This window comes from Pseudomonas sp. F1_0610 (assembly GCF_047470865.1).
Lineage (GTDB): Bacteria > Pseudomonadota > Gammaproteobacteria > Pseudomonadales > Pseudomonadaceae > JAZDRH01.
On record NZ_JAZDRH010000004.1, the window covers coordinates 1 to 21755 of the forward strand.

Consider the following 21755-nt stretch of genomic DNA (forward strand, 5'->3'; position numbering starts at 1 on the left):
TCCATAAATATAAAACAACACCATCAATATCAATTTTTATAACACAAGGATCATCAATAAGCTCTCCATCATATGCATAATAGAGTCCAGATATATTATTTAGTTTTTTGCCATTAAATTTATACTTACTTAATTCGCATGCACTTAGTTTCATTTATATTTACCTTACTTATTAATACTCAATACAGGATGGATAACATTGTTTTTCAAAGCAGACTGGACGGACTGATTTGAAACACCATCTTTCAAAATGGTAACAAATTGCCCATCTAATCTTGTTACAACAACATTAGAATCTCTTATATGAAATAATACTGCTCCTCTATTACTGCTTTGAGATGTTTTCACTGCTGCCTGCCCTGAAAAATCACCTAATAGAACTTTATCTGGTTTACCTACAATATCATATATAGTTGAACGAACAGTTTCCCTCGCTTGCGGATCAGACGCTTTTAATCCAAAATCCTGAGCATGTTTTCCTACTTTTTTACCAAACTGGGCATCATCTGGTAATCCCCCCTAAAAATAAAAGGATGCAGAAGTAGAATTTTCTCTTAAAGTATTAGCCGGAGATTCTGTATGAAACCATCTAGATTTACTGATAGCCAGATCATGGTAATCTTGAAACAAGCTGAAGCTGGCACCCCAGTTCCTAACCTTTGCCGTGAAGCATTCCAGTCTTACCTTCAATATCACGCTATAACAGCCAGTATGAGGCGTAAGGGAAATTGTTTAGATAATGCAGTGGTTGAGCGCTTTTTTAGAAGCTGGAAGTCTGAACAAATTAACTATCGAAGATATTTGAGTCGACATCAAGCTGTGACAGATATTATTGATTATATAGAGCCCTTTTATAGCCAAGTTAGGCGTCATGCTCATCTAGGAAATATATCTCTAGACCAATATGAAGCCAAAACCTTAAAAGCTGTTTAATAATGTGTTCCATTTTAGTGGACTATTACAAATACATAATTCAACAGATATAAAAACGCCGCGGCTAAGCGCGGCATTTTTATTGTGAGAAAACTTAGGCTTGTTCTTGCGCTAGTTTTTCTTTGGCAGCAGCTACGTCTTTAATAGATAGTTTGATACGGCCGCGGTTGTCCACGTCCATAACCAATACTTCTACTTGCTCGCCTTCTTTAAGTACGTCAGATACTTTTTCAATGCGCTCTGGGCTGATCATTGAAATATGTACTAAACCATCTTTGCCTGGGAGGATGTTTACGAAAGCGCCAAAATCAACAATGCGTTCTACTTTGCCCACGTAGATTTTGCCAATTTCTGCTTCAGCAGTAATGGCTTCTACGCGTAGTTTTGCAGCTTGCGCGGCTTCTTTGGTTTGGCCAAAAATTTTAACTTCGCCGTTGTCTTCAATATCAATGGAAGCGCCTGTTTCTTCGCAAATAGAGCGAATGGTTGCACCGCCTTTACCGATAACGTCGCGAATTTTATCTGGATCAATTTTCATCGCAACCATAGTTGGCGCGTTGTCAGATAATTCGCTGCGTGAGCTAGCGATAATTTTGTTCATTTCACCAAGAATATGCTGACGCGCAGTATGAGCTTGGTTTAATGCAATCTCCATGATTTCTTCGGTGATGCCTTGGATTTTGATGTCCATTTGCAGTGCAGTTACGCCTTTAGCGGTACCTGCTACTTTAAAGTCCATGTCACCTAGATGGTCTTCGTCACCTAAAATATCGGTTAATACAGCGAACTGCTCGCCTTCTTTAACTAAGCCCATAGCAATACCTGCTACAGGTGCTTTCATAGGCACGCCAGCGTCCATTAGCGCTAACGATGCACCACAAACTGATGCCATAGAGCTTGAACCGTTAGATTCAGTAATTTCTGATACAACACGGATGCTGTATGGGAATTCTGTTTCCGCTGGCAACATAGCTTGCACGCCACGACGCGCTAAACGGCCGTGACCGATTTCACGACGACCTGTAGCCCCCATGCGACCACATTCACCTACAGAGTATGGAGGGAAGTTGTAATGCAGCATGAAGGAATCACGGCGCTCACCTTCTAGCGTATCCAGTAACTGCGCATCACGTGCAGTACCTAAAGTAGCCACTACTAGCGCTTGTGTTTCACCACGTGTGAATAAAGCTGAACCGTGAGTTTTATCTAACACACCAACTTCAATATTTAATGGGCGAACTGTTTGGTTGTCACGACCATCAATACGTGGTTTGCCCGTTACGATATTTGAACGAACAGTGCGATATTCAATTAAACCGAAGGCGTCTTTAACTTCTTGCACAGAAGGTTTGCCTTCTTCATCACCAGCAAAACGTGCAACCGTTTGCTCGCGTAGTTCATCGAGGCGGCCATAGCGATCTTGTTTGATGGTAATGGTATAAGCTTGAGAAATAGCTTCACCAAATTCTGCTTTGATTGCATTTAGCAAAGTTGTATTTTCTGCAGGCGCTGTCCAATCCCATGTTGGTTTAGCTGCTTGCTGCGCAAATTCTTTGATGGCCTTAATAGCTACTTGGAATTCTTCGTGAGCAAAGAGCACTGCACCTAACATTTGGTCTTCAGTTAGCTCTTGCGCCTCGGATTCCACCATTAGTACAGCTTCTTCTGTACCAGCTACAACCATGTCTAAGCTAGAAGACTTTAATTGCTCATACGTTGGGTTGAGCAAATAGCCCATTTCTGGGTGGAAACCAACGCGTGCTGCGCCAATAGGGCCGCTAAATGGAATACCTGAAACTGCTAATGCCGCTGAAGTACCAATCATTGCAGCGATATCTGGATCTGTCTTTTTGCTGGTTGAAACAACGGTACAAACAACCTGTACTTCGTTGGTAAAACCTTCTGGGAATAATGGACGAATAGGACGATCAATCAGACGAGACGTTAAAGTCTCTTTTTCTGATGGACGTGCTTCACGCTTAAAGAAACCGCCAGGAATTTTACCAGCAGCATAAGTTTTTTCTTGGTAGTGCACTGATAATGGGAAGAAGTCTTGCCCTACAACGGCGTTTTTTGCGCCTACAACTGTTACTAAAACACTAACGTCATTATCTACGCTAACTAAAACGGCACCTGTCGCTTGACGCGCAATACGGCCAGTTTCAAGAGTGATGGTCGATTGACCAAATTTAAATTGTTTAATCACCGGATTCACGGATTTTTCCTTCTCTTTATTTACCCTTGGGGGAATCGCTAGAAACATAAGGTATCGACCTTAGTGCCCCTAAAATACTGCCTTAACAAGCACGAAGCCCGAAGCCAATAGCACAAGTACTATTGAAGCTTCGGGCCCCGTTCATCGCAAAAGCAACGTTAATTATATTAACGACGTAAGCCTAAACGTGCGATTAAGTTGCTGTAACGTGCTAGTTCTTTACCTTTTAGGTAGTCTAGTAGTTTACGGCGTTGGTTAACCATGCGAATTAAACCACGACGTGAGTGGTGGTCTTTTTTGTTCGCTTTGAAGTGGTCTTGTAGCTTGTTGATGTTGAAAGTCAACAAAGCAACCTGTACTTCAGGTGAACCAGTATCGCCTGCAGCTTGTTGATAATCTGCAACGATTTGAGCTTTTTCTGCTGCGCTAAGTGCCATGTTAGGGCTCCTTCTATGGACAGGCCAAGACAATGTCTTGTGTTTAAAATAAAGGATTAACCGTGCCTGCCAACAGCTATCCTCATCTATACGCAAGTTGCTTATCGCAACCTGCCTATTTTGACTGAATTAGTCGCTTAGGTGCAACTAATCCGTCGTCATTCATTTCACCAATGCCAATAAACTGTGCTTGATGATTATACACGCGCACCATACCAAAGCGAGGTGCTTGATTGCCTCTTACAGGTTGACCGTGCAGCCAATAATAACTGCTATGCTCGGTTAACTCTACAATCGGCCAGTGTGTTAAGCCACAATCCGACGGCAATAAAAACTGATCTAATGCTTCGCTGTCTTGTTGCTCTTGCAATGCTATAAGTTTTTCCAAACTAATAGCTTGGCTAATATCAAAAGGACCTGCTTGTGTACGACGCAACTCAGCTACATGAGCGCCACAACCTAATTGCGCGCCAATATCTTCCACTAAACTACGAATATAAGTGCCTTTGCTACACGCCACACTTAATTTTACTTTGTCACCATTTACAGCTAACAGTTCAAGCTTGCTAATAGTAACGTCACGTGCTTCTCGCTCTACTGTTTCACCATTGCGTGCTAGTTTATATAGCGGTTGCCCGTCTTTTTTCAAGGCAGAGTACATAGGTGGAACTTGTTTAATAGCACCACGAAATGCAGGTAGTACAGATTCAATATCTGCTTGCGTTACAGAGACGGGCTTGCGCTCAAGCACTTCACCTTCTGCATCTGCAGTGGTCGTAGTGACACCCAACTGCATTACTGTTTCATAGCATTTGTCAGCATCTAACAAATAACGCGAAAATTTAGTGGCCTCGCCAAAACACAGTGGCAAAACACCGGTAGCCAATGGATCAAGACTACCTGTATGCCCACCTTTTTCAGCATTTAGCAACCAGCGTACTTTTTGCAAGGCAGCATTGGAGCTAAAACCTAAGGGTTTATCCAAAATAATGACGCCGCTAACTGCACGACGTTTACGTTTAACCTGTTGTTGCGCCACAAGTTACTCCTCGTCATCAGCCACTGGCTGGTGGCGACGATCAGCCGCTACGGCCTTTTCAATCAGCGCCGACAAGTGAGCGCCTTGAGTGACTGTTGCATCATAATGAAAGTGCAACTGAGGCACGCTGCGCAATTTCATTACTTTGCCTAGTAACGAACGCAAAAAGCCTGCTGAATCATTTAAAACAATTAAGTTTTGCTTAATTTGCTCAGGCGTATTTTCACCCATGATGGTGACAAAGACTTTTGCATGACCAATATCGCGCGTAACGTCAACCCCCGTAACTGTAACAAAGCCCAAACGAGGGTCTTTTACTTCACGTGAAATCAACATGGCTAATTCACGCTGAATTTGGTCGCCTACACGCTGAGTACGACTGTATTGTTTAGCCATAAAATTTTCTCAAAGAATAAAGCCAGGCTTTATTGTAAATTTCATTCGTATAAAAACACTAAACGGCAAGTTCAGGTGAGCGGTTAAACTCAGTGAACTTGCCGCTTAATGATAGCTTAGCGATTAGAGAGAACGTGCAACTTCGACTTTCTCATAAACTTCGATCTTATCGCCAACTTTCACATCATTGTAGCTCTTAACGCCAATACCACATTCCATGCCATTACGTACTTCTGCAACGTCATCTTTAAAGCGGCGTAGAGATTCTAGCTCGCCTTCAAAGATGACAACATCGTCACGTAATACACGGATTGGGCGGTTACGGTGAACAACACCTTCAACCACCATACAGCCTGCAATAGCGCCAAGTTTTGGCGAACGGAATACATCACGTACTTCTGCCACACCAAGAATTTGCTCGCGAATATCGCTGCCAAGCATACCAGACAAGGCTTTTTTCACGTCTTCGATGATGTCGTAAATAATGTTGTAATAGCGCATATCTAAATGCTCAGTTTCAACAATTTTACGCGCACCAGCATCAGCACGTACGTTAAAGCCGAAGATAACTGCGTTTGAAGCCAAGGCTAAGTTAGCATCACTTTCAGTAATACCACCTACACCGCCAGCAACCACATTCACTTGTACTTCATCATTACCAAGGTCTGCTAATGAGCCTTGCAATGCTTCAAGCGTACCGCGAACGTCTGCTTTAAGAACGATGTTGAGTGTTTTCTTCTCTTCTTGCCCCATGCTTTCGAAAATATTTTCCAATTTACCAGCATGTGCACGGGCGAGCTTAACTTCACGGAACTTGCCTTGGCGGAAGAGTGCAACTTCACGTGCTTTTTTCTCATCCGTAATAACAGAAACTTCATCGCCTGCTTCTGGTGTGCCATCAAGACCTAAAATCTCAACAGGAATAGAAGGGCCAGCTTCTTTAATCGCTTTACCGTTTTCATCAAGCATTGCACGTACGCGACCGTAGTGCACGCCTACCAGCACCATATCGCCTTGGCGTAAAGTACCGTTTTGTACGAGCACTGAAGCTACTGGGCCACGGCCTTTATCTAGACGTGATTCAATTACAACACCACGTCCAGTCGCGCTTGGGATTGCAGTTAGCTCAAGCACTTCAGATTGAAGCAGTACAGACTCTAACAATTCATCAATGCCCGTACCCTGCTTAGCAGATACATGAACAAACTGCGTATCGCCACCCCATTCTTCTGGGATAACTTCGTACTGTGCTAGATCATTTTTGATGCGATCTGGGTCTGCTTCTGGTTTATCAATTTTGTTCACTGCAACAATTACTGGAACACCAGCCGCTTTAGCATGTTGAATCGCTTCTACGGTTTGTGGCATCACACCATCATCGGCAGCTACTACAAGAATGACGATATCCGTTGCCTGTGCGCCACGTGCACGCATTGCTGTAAAGGCAGCATGGCCTGGAGTATCTAAGAAGGTGATCATGTCACCGCCTGTAGTTTTAACGTGGTAAGCACCAATATGCTGAGTAATACCACCGGCTTCGCCAGTCGCTACTTTTGTGCGGCGAATGTAGTCAAGCAGTGAGGTTTTACCATGGTCAACGTGGCCCATTACCGTAACTACAGGTGCACGGTTAACTGCTTCACCTTCAAGTTTTAATGATTCAGCTAAACGCTCTTCAATCACATTGTCACTCACACGTTTAACCTTGTGTCCCATTTCCTCAGCAACAAGAATAGCTGTGTCTTGGTCTAACACTTGGTTAATGGTAACGGGTGAGCCTAGTTTGAACATAAACTTAACAACATCAGCACCTTTCGCTGACATTTGTTGAGCTAGTTCAGATACAGTGATCGTTTCACCAATTTGCACTTCACGTACAATAGGTCCAGTTGGCGTTTGGAAACCATGCTCATTACGTGATTTTTTAGACTTAGAACGGCCACCACGTCCGCGGCGAGACATCATGCCATCTTCATCTTCCACATTAATGCGTGATGTTGATGCAACTTTGCCTTTACTCACAGCTGAACGACCTTTACGCTCATCGCGACGATCATCATCCACTTCACGCTTACGACGTGGTTCTTCACGACGACGCTGTTCTGTTGGTAGAGGCACATCAGCTGGGGCTACACTCACAGAGAGAATAGAGGATGCATTACCACCACGTGGCGCTTTATTGACGCTCACTGACTTAACTGCATCTCTTGGTTCACGCTGTGGACGATCACCGCGAGGCTGTCTATCAGTTTGCGGACGATCGTTACGTGCTGGACGCTCGCCTTGCGGACGCTCGCCACGTGCTGGGCGTTCACCTTGCGGACGCTCGCCACGTGCTGGGCGTTCACCTTGCGGACGCTCGCCTCGTGCTGGACGCTCGCCTTGTGGGCGGTCACCACGTGCTGGACGCTCACCACGTGCTTGTCTTTCACCCTGAGGGCGATCAGTACGCGATTGACGCTCGCCTTGCGGACGATCACCACGCGGCTTACGCTCAGCTTTAGCAGGCTTATCTTCTTCTGCTACAGGCTTAGAGATAGCCACTTTTTTAATCGTTGGTGCTTCTTGAGCTTTTTTCTGCGCTTGTTGACGCTCACGCTCAGCAGCGCGTTCTTTAGCTTTTTCTTCTTCAGCTTTAGCACGTGCTTTAGCTTCAACTTGTTCGCGTTCTGCTTCAATACGTGCAGCCTCTTTATCAGCAGCTTCACGTTTAGCATTATCTTCACGACGTTTTTCCGCCTCAGGATCAACCTCTCCTTCTGGCTTCACATAGGTACGTGTTTTTTTCACTTGCACACTAATAGTTGATTTGCTGCCTGGTGTGCGAATAGTACTGTTACTTTTACGTTGCAAGGTAATTTTACGACCTTTATCAGCATCACCTGTTTGTAAAAAACTCAATAATGTTTGTTTGTCTGTATTACTTACTACTTGATCAGCACTTTTATGTGCTAATCCAGCATCGCGCATTTGCTCAAGCAAGCGCTCTACTGATGTATTGACCTCTTTGGCCAAATCTTTAACCGTGACTTGCGTCATGCTCTTTTCTCCTCAGGCCGCAACTTGCTTATTCAAACCAGTGGGCGCGGGCGGCCATGATCAGCTTGCCGGCACGTTCTGAATCCATGCCTTGGATCTCGAGCAGATCATCAATTGATTGCTCGGCTAGGTCTTCGCGGGTGAGCACACCGCGTACTGCCAATTCTACAGCAAGCTCTTTGCTTACGCCTTCAAGATCTAATAAATCTTGAGCAGGCTGTGCATCGGCCAGTTTTTCCTCAGTGGCAATAGCTCGCGCTAATAGGCGATCTTTGGCACGAGTACGTAGCTCATTTACAATATCTTCGTCAAATCCGTCGATATTGAGCATCTCCTCCATTGGTACATAAGCAACTTCTTCAAGCGTTGCAAAACCTTCTTCAACCAATATAGCTGCAAGATCCTCATCTACTTCGAGTTCATCAACAAACAATTGTAGCAAGCTACCTGTTTCTGCTTGTTGACGTGCTTGAATGTCGTCTTCGGTCATCACATTTAACGTCCAGTTCGTTAACTGAGTTGCTAAACGCACGTTCTGACCACCACGACCAATCGCTTGCGCTAAATTATCTTCAGCCACAGCAATGTCCATAGAATGGGCATCTTCATCTACGATGATAGCTACTACTTGCGCAGGAGCCATGGCGTTAATAACAAACTGCGCTGGATTATCATCCCAAAGCACGATGTCAACACGCTCACCACCTAGTTCACCCGATACAGCTTGTACGCGAGAACCGCGCATACCAATACAGGCACCTTGTGGATCAATTCGTTTATCTTTTGAACGTACCGCAATTTTCGCACGTGAGCCAGGATCGCGTGCTGCCGTCATAATTTCGATAAGGCCTTCATAGATTTCAGGCACTTCAATACGAAACAGCTCAATAATCATCTCTGGCGCAGTACGCGAAAGAATTAATTGTGGACCACGGTTTTCGTTACGAATCTCTTTTAGTAAAGCCCGTACACGAGAGCCTACGCGGAAGGTTTCACGTGGGATAATTTCATCACGTCCTAGTAATGCTTCAGCGTTATTACCAAGGTCAACGATGATGTTATCACGTGTTACTTTCTTCACTGTTCCTAGTAGTATCTCACCTACTTTAGAACGGTAAGCTTCAATTACTTGTGCACGCTCAGCTTCACGTACTTTTTGTACAATCACTTGCTTTGCAGTTTGTGCAGCAATACGACCAAAATCGACAGACTCAATCTGTTCTTCAATGGTTTCGCCTACTTTGGCGTTATATTCCATCGCTTTTGGCATATCTTCAGTTACTTGAAACGCTGGATCATCCAGTTCTTCATCAGTAACTACTGTCCATTTACGGAAAGTTTCATAGCTGCCTGTTGTGCGATTAATAACCACACGGACATCTACTTCTTCGTCGTAACGTTTTTTTGTTGCTGTCGCTAGGGCCTGCTCCAGTGCTTCGAAAATAACGCCTGGTGGAACACCCTTTTCGTTAGATACTGATTCTACAACCAGCAATATTTCTTTACTCATTGCATGCCTCGCCTTGCGCAATCCTTTGAACCCGCGGGATCCACGTCGTTAATCAAAATTCGGGACAATGTTGGCCTTATCAATTTGGTCGATGGGTAAAAGATATTCTTCGTCGCTAACTCGTACAACGACATCTTCTTCCTCAACTCCTTGCAGAATACCTGTAATATTGCGTTTACCATCAAATGGTGTGCGCAAACGAATTTTCACTTGTTCACCTGCAAATGCTGCATATTGTGCCAAGGTAAACAAGGGGCGATCCATTCCAGGAGATGACACTTCTAAGGTGTATTCCGTAGAGATAGGATCATCAACATCCAGAACTGCACTTAATTGACGACTAACTGCTTCACAATCATCAATATAGATACCCTTTTCACTATCAATAAATACTCTTAACAGTGAGTGGCGTCCTTGGGAGATAAACTCAAGACCCCAGAATTGAAAGCCAAGTGCCTCAACTACCGGAGCTAACATGTCTTGCAACTGTTCAAGTTTGCTTGCCATGCACCCTCCTTCAAGCCTAAAAATAAAAAATGGGCATAACGCCCATCCTTGAAAACCGCCATTTGCATTGGCACAGAACGTTTAGCCATGAAAAAGCCCCTAAATGGGGCCGGCTAGAATACAAACGCTTGCAACTTCACTCTAAAATCAATTACATAATTGAAAAATTAAGCTGCAATATTCTAATGAGCGCCCTGCACCTTGTCAACCAACGCTCTTTTTACGAAAAAACCCGCCAATGTAGCGGGTTATTCGTTTTTGGTACCGAGAAGGGGACTCGAACCCCTACAGCCTTAGGCCACTACCACCTCAAGGTAGCGTGTCTACCAATTCCACCACCTCGGCAAAACTTGTAGCTACTTACTCAACCGTTGGAACATCACCATTTGAAGTCTGTGGCGCTGCACTTTCAGGCGCAACAGGCACATCATCATTTTGAGCTTTTGGTGCTTTTAATTCAACCACTTCTGCAGCTTCTGGTAGCTGCGGAACACCCACCAAACCTTGCTGCTTAGCAGTATCATTTGCGTAATACGCCAAACCAATACTAGTCGCAAAAAACACAGCGGCTAAAATAGCAGTTGTACGGCTTAAAAAGTTAGCCGAACCTTGCGATCCAAACACTGTTGCTGAAGCACCTGAACCAAAAGAAGCACCTGCATCAGCACCTTTACCGTGCTGAATAAGCACGAATCCAATTAGCGCTACCGCCACAATTAAGTGAACGATGATAATAACGTTCAATAGCATCTTAGTTTCCTGCAGCGCGACAAATCGCACTAAATTCTTCTGCATTCAGGGAAGCTCCACCTACAAGCCCCCCGTCGATATCCGCCATTGCAAACAGCTCAGCAGCATTAGCGGCTTTTACACTACCGCCATACAGTATTTGGACGCTTTGCCCGATTAATTCATCGTGCTGCTTAAGATATCCACGAATAATACCATGAATCTCTTGTGCTTGTTCAGGCGTTGCAGTTAAACCTGTTCCAATCGCCCAAACTGGCTCATAGGCAATAATAGCATGCTTAAAAGCACCTACACCTACTTCCTGTAATACTGCATTTAACTGTGTTAACACAGTTTCTTCTGCTTTGCCCGCCTCTCGCTCAGCTAAGGATTCACCCAAACATAAAATTGGAATTAAACCTGCTGACTGCGCTGCAATAAACTTGCGGCATATTACCTGATCGCTCTCAAATTGCAATATTCGGCGCTCAGAATGCCCCACTAAAACCATGGAGCAATTTACATCTGCGAGCTGTTTGGCACTTACTTCACCAGTAAATGCGCCCAACTCTAGTTCAGTAGCGCAATCTTGCGCACCTAAATTCCATTTTTTTTGCAATAACAAGTTTTGACTGACTTGTTGTAAATGCAAAAAGTTTGGAAACACAGCAATTCCAACATTAGCTGGATATTCCTGCGCAGCCAGATCAAGCAATAGCTGTTCAACGCTAGCGCGGCAACCAAACATTTTCCAGTTTCCTGCTACTAGTTTTTGACGCATGCTTGACCTCTTATCTAAATAGGGCGCAGATAGTACTCAACAACGCACAATCTTGCAAGAAAAATCAACTACATACAGCATCAACTTGCGCTGCAAGTTGTTCTGCATATTGTTGCACCATAGCTTCGTCATCACCTTCAACCATAACACGCACTAGTGGTTCGGTGCCTGACTTACGTAATAATACACGCCCACGGCCTAGCATAGCTTGAGTTACCTCATCACAGGCTTTAACAACATCTGGATGAGAAACAGGATCACTATCGCCTTTCAGGCGTACATTAATCAGAACCTGTGGGAATTTTTTCCAAGCAAAACGTTCTTTTGCCAAGCTATGCTGACGACGCTGCAAAGCACGAAGCACTTGCAACGCAGCAACAATGGCATCCCCCGTTGTGACATGATGTGCACATAAGATATGCCCTGAGTTCTCTCCACCTAGCATCCAGCCACGCTCTTGCATATCAGCAATCACATAGCGATCCCCTACTTTAGCGCGCGAGAAGCCTATGCCGCGTTCTTTAAGTGCTAGCTCTAATCCTAGATTACTCATTAGGGTACCCACTACACCTGCACCTTCAGTTAGCAATCCTCGGTCTTGTAAGTCGGTTGCTATGGTAAAGAGTATGCCATCGCCATCAAGCACAGCACCGGTATGATCAACCATTAATACACGATCGCCATCGCCATCAAAAGCAATACCTAAATCAGCACCTTGATCAACAACAGTTTTACGAAGTAGCTCTAAATGGGTAGAACCTACACCGTCATTGATATTTAAACCATTAGGCTCATCACCAATCACTGTAACCTGCGCACCTAACTCACGAAAAACACTAGGTGCAACCTTATAAGTGGCGCCATGAGCACAATCTAGCACTACTTTTAGGCCATCAAAACTAGTGGATGTTGGCACACTGCTTTTACAAAACTCAATATAACGACCTGCAGCATCATTAACGCGTGAGGCCTTACCTTGTTGACTGGATTCAACCACGGTCATAGGTGAGTCAATTAACTCCTCAATCATCATTTCAACTTCATCAGGGAGCTTAGTGCCTGTTGAAGAAAAAAACTTAATACCGTTATCGTTATATGGATTATGCGAGGCACTAATAACAATTCCTGCATCCGCATGAAAGGTGCGTGTTAAATAGGCAATCGCTGGTGTTGGCATAGGTCCTAGCAGCATAACATCAACCCCTGCCGCAATCAGCCCTGCTTGTAATGCTGACTCAAACATATAGCCTGAAATACGCGTGTCTTTACCTATTAAAATGCGCGCTCGACCATTTTTGCGAAACGCCATTCCTGCCGCCCAACCTAGCTTGAGCATAAAATCTGGTGTTATTGGAAATTGCCCTACTTCACCACGAATACCGTCAGTTCCAAAGTACTTTCTTGACATTTACACACCTACACAGCTGCTTGCACAGCGTTAAACAATTTTAATGCATCCATGGTGGCTTCTACATCATGTACGCGAAGAATTTGAGCACCTCGCTCAAATGCCATTAGAGCTAGAGCCACGCTTCCAATAAGGCGCTGATCCGTAGTTTTATTCAATACTTGACCAATCATGCTCTTACGAGATACCCCGACCAATAATGGCAATTTAAAACTATGCAATTGCTGCATATGTTTAAATAAGGATAAATTATGCTCTAGGTTTTTTGCAAAGCCAAAACCTGGGTCTAACACCAAGCGCTCACGCTGAATGCCTTGCTCTACACAGCGCTCAATTTGATGGCGTAAGAAGTCTTCAACTTCGTTAGTGACATTCTCATAGTGAGGAGCATTTTGCATAGTCCGAGGTTCGCCTTGCATATGCATCAAACAGACGGCCGCCAAGCTATCTTTTACGGCCTCAATTGCACCCTCCCTGGACAAAGAGCGCACATCATTAATCAAACCAGCTCCCACCTTTAGACTTTCACACATCACTGCAGGCGTTGATGTGTCTACTGAAATAACCACATCAAGATTTTTTGCTATTTTTTCAACCACAGGCACAACACGATCTAGCTCTACTTGCTCAGATACTTCATCTGCGCCAGGCCTTGTCGATTCACCACCAATATCAATCAACGTAGCACCTAACTGAACCATAGATTCTGCACGCTTTAGCGCTGCATCTAGACTGTTATATTGACCGCCATCTGAAAATGAATCAGGAGTGACATTAACAATCCCCATCACATGAGGACGAGATAAATCCAGTACACGCTGCCCGCACTTGAGTTGCATTTGTATTCTCTTCATTTACTCATAAAAAATGCCGATGTAGACATCGGCATTTTTACACACTTAATGATTTTTCGCAGGATCTCCTACAGGATCCTCAGGGTCATCCAAAGTCAACTCTGTAACTTCTGCCACTGATGCATTACCTGAACCACCTGGTTTATTATCAGACCAGTCTTTTGGCTCACGTGGCTCTCTGCCTTCCATAATGTCATCAATCTGGTCTGAATCAATAGTTTCATATTTCATCAGTGCTTGCGCCATCATATCTAGCTTATCGCGATTATCTTCCAAGATTTGCTTAGCCGTAGCATAACAGTGATCAATCACATCACGCACTTCTTGGTCAATTAACTTAGCCGTTTCACCTGACATATGTGAAGCCTGGCTAGCACCACGACCTAAATAGCCGCCATTTTCTTCTTCCACGTACATCAGGGGACCTAACTTTTCAGACAAGCCCCACTTGGTCACCATATTGCGGGCAATTTGTGTGGCACGCTCAATATCGTTGGATGCTCCCGTAGTAACACCATCCATACCTAGCGTCATCTCTTCTGCAATACGCCCACCATACAGGGAGCAAATTTGACTGAGCAAACCACGCTTAGACAAGCTGTAACGGTCTTCCTCAGGAAGAAACATAGTTACACCTAAGGCACGCCCACGCGGAATAATAGTTACTTTATATACAGGATCATGCTCAGGTACCAAACGCCCAACAATGGCATGACCTGCTTCATGGTAAGCCGTGTTCAGTTTTTCTTTCTCAGACATAACCATAGATTTGCGCTCTGCGCCCATCATGATTTTATCTTTAGCCAACTCAAACTCTTTCATGGTGACTAAACGCTTACCACCACGAGCAGCAAAGAGTGCCGCTTCGTTTACAAGGTTAGCTAAGTCTGCACCAGAAAAGCCTGGCGTACTACGCGCAATAATGGCTGGCTGCACATCATCGGCAATAGGTACTTTACGCATATGCACTTTTAAAATCTGCTCACGGCCACGAATATCCGGCAGACTTACTACAACCTGACGATCGAAACGACCTGGACGCAACAACGCTGGATCAAGTACATCAGGACGGTTAGTAGCGGCAATTACAATAACGCCATCATTGACCTCAAAACCATCCATTTCAACGAGTAACTGGTTAAGTGTTTGTTCACGCTCATCATGACCACCCCCCATGCCTGAACCGCGGTGGCGTCCTACAGCATCAATTTCATCAATAAAGATAATGCAGGGTGCATGTTTTTTCGCTTGTTCAAACATGTCGCGTACACGAGAAGCACCCACACCTACAAACATCTCAACAAAGTCAGAACCTGAAATAGAGAAGAAAGGCACTTTAGCTTCGCCAGCAATTGCTTTAGCCAGTAAGGTTTTACCTGTACCAGGCTGACCAACCATGAGTACGCCACGAGGAATTTTACCGCCTAAGCGTTCAAAACGGCTCGGGTCGCGTAGGAACTCAACCAATTCACCTACTTCTTCTTTAGCTTCGTCGCAACCAGCTACATCAGCCAATGTAGTTTTGATTTGGTCTTCTGCTAAAAGGCGAGCCTTGCTTTTGCCAAACCCCATAGGACCGCCTTTACCACCTGCACCACCTTGCATTTGGCGCATAAAGAACATAAAGACAGCAATAATAATTAAAATAGGGAAGCTAGCGATAAACAGCTGCATAAAGATATTTTGTCTTTCTGGCAGTTTGCCTACAACTTTCACATTGTTGTTTAGCAAGTCGCCCATCAAACCATTATCAGTAACGTTTGGACGTATTGTCTCAAAGAAACTGCCATCTGTACGCTTAGCATTAATCGTCAAGTTATCAATTGTTACCTGACTGATTTTTCCTTCATTCACTTCTTTAATGAATGCGGAATAATCAACCTTACCCGCATCATTTTGCGAGGAAAAGTTATTCATAACTGTAACGAGCACGACTGCAATGACCAGCCAAAGAATTAAATTTTTTGCCATATCACTCACTTAAGTAGCCCTCTGCAAGCGTAACCCGATGTAGATAACTGTTCTCACAACTATAACTTACTACAGATCTGCCTACATGGCTTGTGTTGCCTGTAACAAAAATTGATTTATATCGTCTACTCAGCTTTAAAACCGCGTGCTAACAGATACTGTTCACGTGATCGGTCTCGAGAGGACAACGGTTTTCGAATCTGTACTTTTTCAAACCGTGAGCGCACCTCTTTCAAGTACACATCAAAACCGTCACCTTGGAAAATCTTGATGAGAAAATCACCACCTGGGCGCAAAACACGACTAGCCAAATCTAATGCCAGTTCACACAAATACATAGCACCTGCTTGATCTGCAGTGCGTATACCACTCATATTGGGTGCCATATCTGAAATTACAAGGTGTACTGGATTATTATTTATCGCAGCAAGAATTTGCTCAAACACCTTATCCTCAGTAAAGTCCCCTTGGATGAAGGTTACATCAGCAATACTATCCATTGGTAGAATATCGGATGCAATTAAAGTACCCTTATCACCAATGATGCGGCTAGTTACTTGTGACCAACCGCCTGGAGCACTGCCTAAATCCACCACGGTCATTCCAGGGCGTAAAATTTTATCTTTGTCCTGAATTTCTAGCAATTTATAGCTAGCGCGCGAGCGATAACCATCCTTTTGTGCCATTTTTACATAAGGATCATCAAAATGCTCTTTTAACCAGCGTTGACTGCTTTTAGATCGTGCCACGTGATACCTCTTAGGCGATAGCTAAGGTAAACTAGCCATCTTATTTATCTGCAAATACGACACCGAGGTCGATTATGTCGCTCACTCAAGAGCAAAAGAAAAAATTTAAATCCATCGGCCATCATCTAAAAGCGGTTGTAACCGTAGCTGATAATGGTTTGACGGAAAACGTGCTTGCTGAAATTGATCGCGCACTCAATGATCATGAACTGATCAAAGTACAAATCCGCTTACCTGAGCGCGATGACCGTAAAGTCATTTTAGACGAACTTTGCCAAGCGTCTAGTGCTTTACTGGTTCAAAGCATAGGAAAAATGGCTTTGATCTACCGCAAAAACCCTAAGCCTAATAAAAACCTGTCAAACTTACTACGTTTTCAGGAATGATTAATAAAAGAGGAAGCTGAGCTTCCTCTTTTATTTTGGACTAGGCTGAATAACCAAGAGCAACCCTAAAACAGCTACTGCAAGATAGCAATACATCTGCCAGTAGAGGTATTTAGGTAATAGCAGCCACACTGTAAAAAATACAATAGACAACGCAATAACTGCCAGCAATAGTTGTGCACGCACATCTTTCCACCACAGTTTCCATTGCAAGCTTTGCCCTAGCGCAACCAGCTGCAGACCAGTGCACAATAGTGCAAAACCTATCACCAATGGCCGCATGCCTTTTGCTACCTCTTGTACCAAAACATCAGCAAAGCCAGCCTTCAAGAGTGCGGGTAAGAATACAAATTGCAGCATCCACACAGCGCCCACCCAAAAGGTTTGAGCGAGCTGCCATGTAATACGTGGTGCTTGCAGTGATGCCATTTTAAATATGCTTCACTTCAAGAATTTCATACTCAACAACACCGCCTGGCGTTTGTACTACAGCGACATCACCTTCCATTTTACCCACTAACGCGCGAGCAATAGGTGAAGTGACTGATATTTTACTGAGCTTAATATCCGCTTCGTCTTCTCCCACAATCTGATACGTAAGTTCTTCACCTGTTTCTACATTTTCAATATCCACAGTAGTGCCAAAAATTACTTTTCCAGAATGAGGAATAGTTGAAATATCAATAATTTGTGCAGCGGATAAGCGCCCTTCAATATCACGAATACGCGCTTCAACCATACCTTGCTGCTCGCGAGCAGCATGGTATTCGGCGTTTTCTTTTAAGTCCCCTAGCTCACGTGCTGTTGCAATAGCTTCTGTGATCGCTGGGCGGCGCTCTGTTTTTAGGATTTTTAATTCATCTTCCAAGGCGCGAGCGCCTTGGACTGTCATTGGAAACTTTGTCACGCATTCATTCCTGTGTGCAAGTCTTGCAAGCGGCGAACAGTCTTTTCAGGACCAAACTTCAGCGCTTCACAAACAGCCTGACCAGCCGCCAAAGTGGTGGTGATATAGACTTTGTTCTGCAAGGCATTACGACGAATAGAGAAGGAGTCGGTAATCGACTGACGTCCATCTGTTGTATTAATGATCAAGCTTACTTCACCATTCTTGATCATATCAACAATATGTGGGCGACCTTCAGTTACTTTATTAACCTGACGAACAGGTACACCTGCATCTTCAATGATACGCGCCGTACCTGAAGTGGCAACTACCGCAAAGCCTAATGCCACTAAATTGCGAGCAATTTCCACAATATAAGGCTTATCATCGTCACGCACACTGAGGAAAGCAACCCCCCCTGTTGGTAACTGTTCGCTGGCTCCCATTTGCGCTTTAGCAAAGGCTTCGGCAAAGCTTGCACCTACCCCCATTACCTCGCCCGTTGATTTCATTTCAGGGCCAAGAATAGTGTCTACTCCAGGGAATTTAGCAAACGGGAATACTGCCTCTTTCACGCTGTAATAATTTGGAATAATTTCTTTAGTAAATCCAATTTCAGATAATTTCTTACCTGCCATGACGCGGGCTGCAATTTTAGCAAGGGAGTCGCCAATACATTTAGACACAAAAGGTACAGTACGTGAAGCACGTGGATTAACCTCAAGCACGTAAATATCTTCACCTTGTACTGCCATCTGTACGTTCATCAAACCAATTACGCCTAGCTCTAACGCCATACGTTTAACTTGATCACGAATAGCCTCTTGAATGTGTGCTGCTAGTGAGTAAGCTGGCAATGAACAGGCTGAGTCACCAGAGTGCACTCCTGCTTGCTCGATATGCTGCATAATGCCGCCAATAACCACCTGCTCGCCATCACAAATAGCGTCAATATCTACTTCGATCGCACTATTGAGGAAGTGATCTAGCAATACTGGGCTATCATTAGACACCTGTACTGCTTCACGCATATAGCGTTTTAATTCATCTTCGTCATGCACAATTTCCATGGCACGACCACCCAATACATAAGATGGGCGAACCACTAACGGATAACCAATGCTACGTGAAGCAATAATGGCTTCTTCTTCACTACGTGCAGTCGCATTCTGCGGTTGACGCAAGTTCAAGCGTTGTACCATTTGCTGGAAGCGCTCACGGTCTTCAGCGCGGTCAATAGCATCTGGGCTTGTACCAATAATAGGTACGCCTGCTTCTTCTAGTGCGCGACAGATTTTCAATGGTGTTTGGCCACCGTATTGAACAATCACACCTTTTGGTTTTTCAACACGTACAATTTCAAGCACATCTTCTAAAGTGACAGGCTCAAAGTACAGGCGATCAGAGGTGTCATAGTCGGTTGATACGGTTTCTGGGTTACAGTTAACCATGATAGTTTCGTAACCGTCTTCACGCATTGCTAGTGCTGCATGTACACAGCAGTAGTCAAATTCAATACCTTGACCAATACGGTTCGGGCCACCACCTAAAATCATGATTTTATCACGACTAGACGGGTTAGCTTCGCACTCTTCTTCATAGGTTGAGTACATATAAGCTGTATCAGTAGCAAACTCACCTGCGCAAGTATCAACACGCTTATACACTGGCTGAACGCCTAGCTGCTGACGGCGCGAACGTAAGTTTTTCTCACTAACGCCTAATAGGCTAGCCAAGCGTGCATCAGAAAAACCCTTACGCTTTAGTTTAAACATTAGACGCTGGTTAATATCAGCCAGTCCTATTGTTTTCAAACGCTCAGCTTCTTTTACTAAGTCTTCAATTTGGATTAAGAACCAATGGTCGATTTTGGTGAGGTTATACACTTCCTCTAAGGTCATCCCAAAACGGAATGCATCGGCGATATACCATATGCGATTAGCACCTGGCACTGTTAGTTCGCGACGTAAAATAGAAGCCGCATCGCTAACACTAATATCCATAATTGGATCGAAACCGCTCACACCTACTTCTAAACCACGCAGCGCTTTTTGAACTGATTCTTGGAAAGTACGGCCAATAGCCATAACTTCGCCCACAGACTTCATCTGTGTTGTTAAGCGGGCATCTGCTTTGGGGAATTTTTCAAAAGCAAAGCGCGGTACTTTAGTCACTACATAGTCAATGCTTGGTTCAAAAGAAGCAGGTGTACGACCACCAGTAATATCGTTATCCAGCTCATCTAGCGTGTAGCCAACAGCCAGTTTGGCGGCAATTTTAGCAATAGGGAAACCTGTAGCTTTAGAAGCTAAAGCAGATGAGCGCGAAACACGCGGATTCATCTCAATAACAACCATGCGGCCATCTTTTGGATCAATACCGAACTGAACGTTAGAACCGCCTGTTTCAACACCAATTTCACGCATAACTGCTAAAGAAGCGTCACGCATGATTTGATATTCTTTATCCGTCAAGGTTTGCGCTGGAGCTACTGTAATAGAGTCGCCTGTATGCACGCCCATTGGGTCAAAGTTTTCGATAGAGCAGACAATAATGCAGTTGTCTTTTTTATCGCGGACAACTTCCATTTCATACTCTTTCCAGCCAATTAACGACTCATCAATAAGCAGTTCATTAGTTGGCGACAGATCTAGACCGCGTGTACAGATTTCTTCAAACTCTTCGCGGTTATAAGCAATACCACCGCCTGTACCGCCCATGGTAAAGCTTGGGCGAATAATACATGGGAAGCCTACTTCATCTAATACGCCGTACGCTTCTTCCATGTTATGGGCAATGCCAGAGCGCGGACAGGCAAGACCAATATTGCGCATAGCGTTGTCAAAACGAGAGCGATCTTCGGCTTTATCAATGGTATCTGCATTAGCGCCAATCATTTCAACGCCAAATTTTTCTAACACACCATGACGCTCTAGATCTAACGCGCAGTTCAGTGCTGTTTGTCCACCCATGGTTGGCAAGAGTGCATCTGGACGTTCTTTTTCAATAATTTTTGCAACAGTTTGCCACTTGATAGGTTCAATGTAAGTAGCATCAGCCATTGCTGGGTCAGTCATAATGGTGGCAGGGTTTGAATTCACCAAAATAACGCGAAAACCTTCTTCACGCAGGGCTTTACAGGCTTGTGCACCTGAATAGTCAAACTCACAAGCCTGACCAATAACAATAGGACCTGCGCCGATAATGAGGATGCTTTTAATATCTGTACGTTTTGGCATGGGACTCTCGTAATAATCAGGACAAAGTAGCGGTTGCCAGCTTCACGCCAAAGCCGACGAACAAGGCGCCCACTCCAGTAGTTGCACCAGCAGCTAAGCGTTTACGCTGAGCAAACCATTGTGCAAGGCGGGCACCAGTAAAAATCAAGGAGCTTAAGTAAACAAAGCTAATCACTTGCAAAATAACGGCCAAAATCAAGAATGATAATCCTGGGTAGGCGTATTTAGGATCAACAAACTGAATGAAGAATGACACGAAAAATAAAATTGCTTTGGGATTAGACAAACTAAGCAAAAAAGCTTTTGTCAGTGGCTTAGCCACTACCTTAGGCACTGCTTTTAGCTCATCTATTGGCGCTGTTTGATACATTTTCTTCCAAACACCGCGCAACATATTTACCCCAAGCCACACGAGGTAAGCTGCACCTAAGCTTTTAATTAGGATAAATAGCACAGGAAATGTGTGTAGTAATGAAGCCACGCCTAAGGCGGTTGCTAGCATTAGTACACTATCACCTAAAAATACACCGCAGGCGGCTCGATAGCCTGCGGCGATTCCACGTTGAGCAGCCGTTGCCAGAACAAACAAGGAGTTTGGCCCTGGTAACAGAACAATAGCTATAGTACCTAGCAAGTAGGTCCATACGTCTGGGATACCAACGCCTGCTAACATGTG

Annotated in this window: 19 protein-coding genes, 1 tRNA gene and 2 pseudogenes; 2 read left to right on the forward strand and 20 right to left on the reverse strand. The window is 44.3% G+C overall.

From position 1 onward, the window contains the following. Window positions 1–165: 165 nt before the first annotated feature. The gene (locus tag VQ643_RS03320; protein WP_414197855.1) at window positions 166–348 is read right to left on the reverse strand and encodes a hypothetical protein; all 183 of its coding nucleotides are present in this window, start codon (window positions 346–348) and stop codon (window positions 166–168) included. 351 nt (window positions 349–699) lie between these two features. On the opposite strand from VQ643_RS03320, the gene VQ643_RS03325 reads away from it, so the two are divergent. Beyond that, the gene (locus VQ643_RS03325) at window positions 700–933 is read left to right on the forward strand and encodes an IS3 family transposase (RefSeq protein ID WP_414198013.1); all 234 of its coding nucleotides are present in this window, start codon (window positions 700–702) and stop codon (window positions 931–933) included. 94 nt (window positions 934–1027) lie between these two features. Here the strand turns inward: VQ643_RS03325 and pnp are convergent, their stop codons facing one another. The 15 genes and pseudogenes from pnp to rlmE all read right to left on the reverse strand — a co-directional run bounded on the left by pnp (window position 1028) and on the right by rlmE (window position 16568). Beyond that, window positions 1028–3148, reverse strand: a complete 2121-nt coding sequence (pnp, locus tag VQ643_RS03330; RefSeq protein ID WP_414197856.1) for a polyribonucleotide nucleotidyltransferase — start codon at window positions 3146–3148, stop codon at window positions 1028–1030. 167 nt (window positions 3149–3315) lie between these two features. After that, complete coding sequence (rpsO, locus tag VQ643_RS03335) at window positions 3316–3585, reverse strand: 30S ribosomal protein S15 (protein ID WP_414197857.1); 270 nt, start codon at window positions 3583–3585, stop codon at window positions 3316–3318. Window positions 3586–3700: 115 nt separating this feature from the next. Further along, entirely contained in the window at window positions 3701–4624 is a 924-nt protein-coding gene (gene truB / locus VQ643_RS03340; protein ID WP_414197858.1) for a tRNA pseudouridine(55) synthase TruB, read from the reverse strand. 3 nt (window positions 4625–4627) lie between these two features. Next, the gene (rbfA, locus tag VQ643_RS03345; RefSeq protein WP_414197859.1) at window positions 4628–5020 is read right to left on the reverse strand and encodes a 30S ribosome-binding factor RbfA; all 393 of its coding nucleotides are present in this window, start codon (window positions 5018–5020) and stop codon (window positions 4628–4630) included. Window positions 5021–5143: 123 nt separating this feature from the next. Next, a pseudogene (gene infB / locus VQ643_RS03350) lies at window positions 5144–6976 on the reverse strand (translation initiation factor IF-2); the annotation flags it as partial. Between the two features lie 816 nt (window positions 6977–7792). Further along, a pseudogene (locus VQ643_RS03355) lies at window positions 7793–8059 on the reverse strand (translation initiation factor IF-2 N-terminal domain-containing protein); the annotation flags it as partial. Between the two features lie 28 nt (window positions 8060–8087). Further along, window positions 8088–9569 carry a transcription termination factor NusA gene (nusA, locus tag VQ643_RS03360; RefSeq protein WP_414197860.1) on the reverse strand — a complete coding sequence of 494 codons (1482 nt, stop codon included), beginning with the start codon at window positions 9567–9569 and terminating at the stop codon, window positions 8088–8090. A 48-nt stretch (window positions 9570–9617) separates the two neighbouring features. Further along, window positions 9618–10076, reverse strand: coding sequence for a ribosome maturation factor RimP (rimP, locus tag VQ643_RS03365; protein ID WP_414197861.1), 459 nt, complete (start codon window positions 10074–10076; stop codon window positions 9618–9620). Window positions 10077–10335: 259 nt separating this feature from the next. Beyond that, window positions 10336–10421, reverse strand: a tRNA-Leu gene (locus VQ643_RS03370). 15 nt (window positions 10422–10436) lie between these two features. Beyond that, the gene (gene secG, locus VQ643_RS03375) at window positions 10437–10826 is read right to left on the reverse strand and encodes a preprotein translocase subunit SecG (RefSeq protein WP_414197862.1); all 390 of its coding nucleotides are present in this window, start codon (window positions 10824–10826) and stop codon (window positions 10437–10439) included. 1 nt (window position 10827) lies between these two features. Next, a complete protein-coding gene (tpiA, locus tag VQ643_RS03380) occupies window positions 10828–11586 on the reverse strand; it encodes a triose-phosphate isomerase (protein ID WP_414197863.1) in 759 nt (252 codons plus the stop codon). Between the two features lie 64 nt (window positions 11587–11650). After that, window positions 11651–12994 carry a phosphoglucosamine mutase gene (gene glmM / locus VQ643_RS03385; protein ID WP_414197864.1) on the reverse strand — a complete coding sequence of 448 codons (1344 nt, stop codon included), beginning with the start codon at window positions 12992–12994 and terminating at the stop codon, window positions 11651–11653. An 8-nt stretch (window positions 12995–13002) separates the two neighbouring features. After that, window positions 13003–13833 carry a dihydropteroate synthase gene (gene folP, locus VQ643_RS03390; protein WP_414197865.1) on the reverse strand — a complete coding sequence of 277 codons (831 nt, stop codon included), beginning with the start codon at window positions 13831–13833 and terminating at the stop codon, window positions 13003–13005. Between the two features lie 60 nt (window positions 13834–13893). After that, on the reverse strand, window positions 13894–15819 hold the full coding sequence (ftsH, locus tag VQ643_RS03395; protein WP_414197866.1) for an ATP-dependent zinc metalloprotease FtsH: 1926 nt from the start codon (window positions 15817–15819) through the stop codon (window positions 13894–13896). Between the two features lie 125 nt (window positions 15820–15944). After that, on the reverse strand, window positions 15945–16568 hold the full coding sequence (gene rlmE / locus VQ643_RS03400) for a 23S rRNA (uridine(2552)-2'-O)-methyltransferase RlmE (RefSeq protein WP_414197867.1): 624 nt from the start codon (window positions 16566–16568) through the stop codon (window positions 15945–15947). A 74-nt stretch (window positions 16569–16642) separates the two neighbouring features. On the opposite strand from rlmE, the gene yhbY reads away from it, so the two are divergent. Next, complete coding sequence (gene yhbY, locus VQ643_RS03405; protein WP_414197868.1) at window positions 16643–16954, forward strand: ribosome assembly RNA-binding protein YhbY; 312 nt, start codon at window positions 16643–16645, stop codon at window positions 16952–16954. Window positions 16955–16984: 30 nt separating this feature from the next. Here yhbY and VQ643_RS03410 read toward each other — a convergent pair whose 3' ends face one another. The 4 genes from VQ643_RS03410 to leuE are packed head-to-tail and all read right to left on the reverse strand — an operon-like array spanning window position 16985 to window position 21752. Continuing rightward, the gene (locus VQ643_RS03410) at window positions 16985–17374 is read right to left on the reverse strand and encodes a DUF4149 domain-containing protein (RefSeq protein WP_414198014.1); all 390 of its coding nucleotides are present in this window, start codon (window positions 17372–17374) and stop codon (window positions 16985–16987) included. Window positions 17375–17384: 10 nt separating this feature from the next. Next, complete coding sequence (gene greA / locus VQ643_RS03415) at window positions 17385–17861, reverse strand: transcription elongation factor GreA (RefSeq protein ID WP_414197869.1); 477 nt, start codon at window positions 17859–17861, stop codon at window positions 17385–17387. After that, on the reverse strand, window positions 17858–21079 hold the full coding sequence (gene carB / locus VQ643_RS03420; protein WP_414197870.1) for a carbamoyl-phosphate synthase large subunit: 3222 nt from the start codon (window positions 21077–21079) through the stop codon (window positions 17858–17860). Before carB ends, greA begins: the two co-directional genes overlap by 4 nt. A gap of 16 nt (window positions 21080–21095) precedes the next feature. Beyond that, window positions 21096–21752 (reverse strand): leucine efflux protein LeuE, encoded by a 657-nt coding sequence (leuE, locus tag VQ643_RS03425; RefSeq protein ID WP_414197871.1) that lies wholly within the window; start codon window positions 21750–21752, stop codon window positions 21096–21098. Window positions 21753–21755 lie beyond the last annotated feature (3 nt).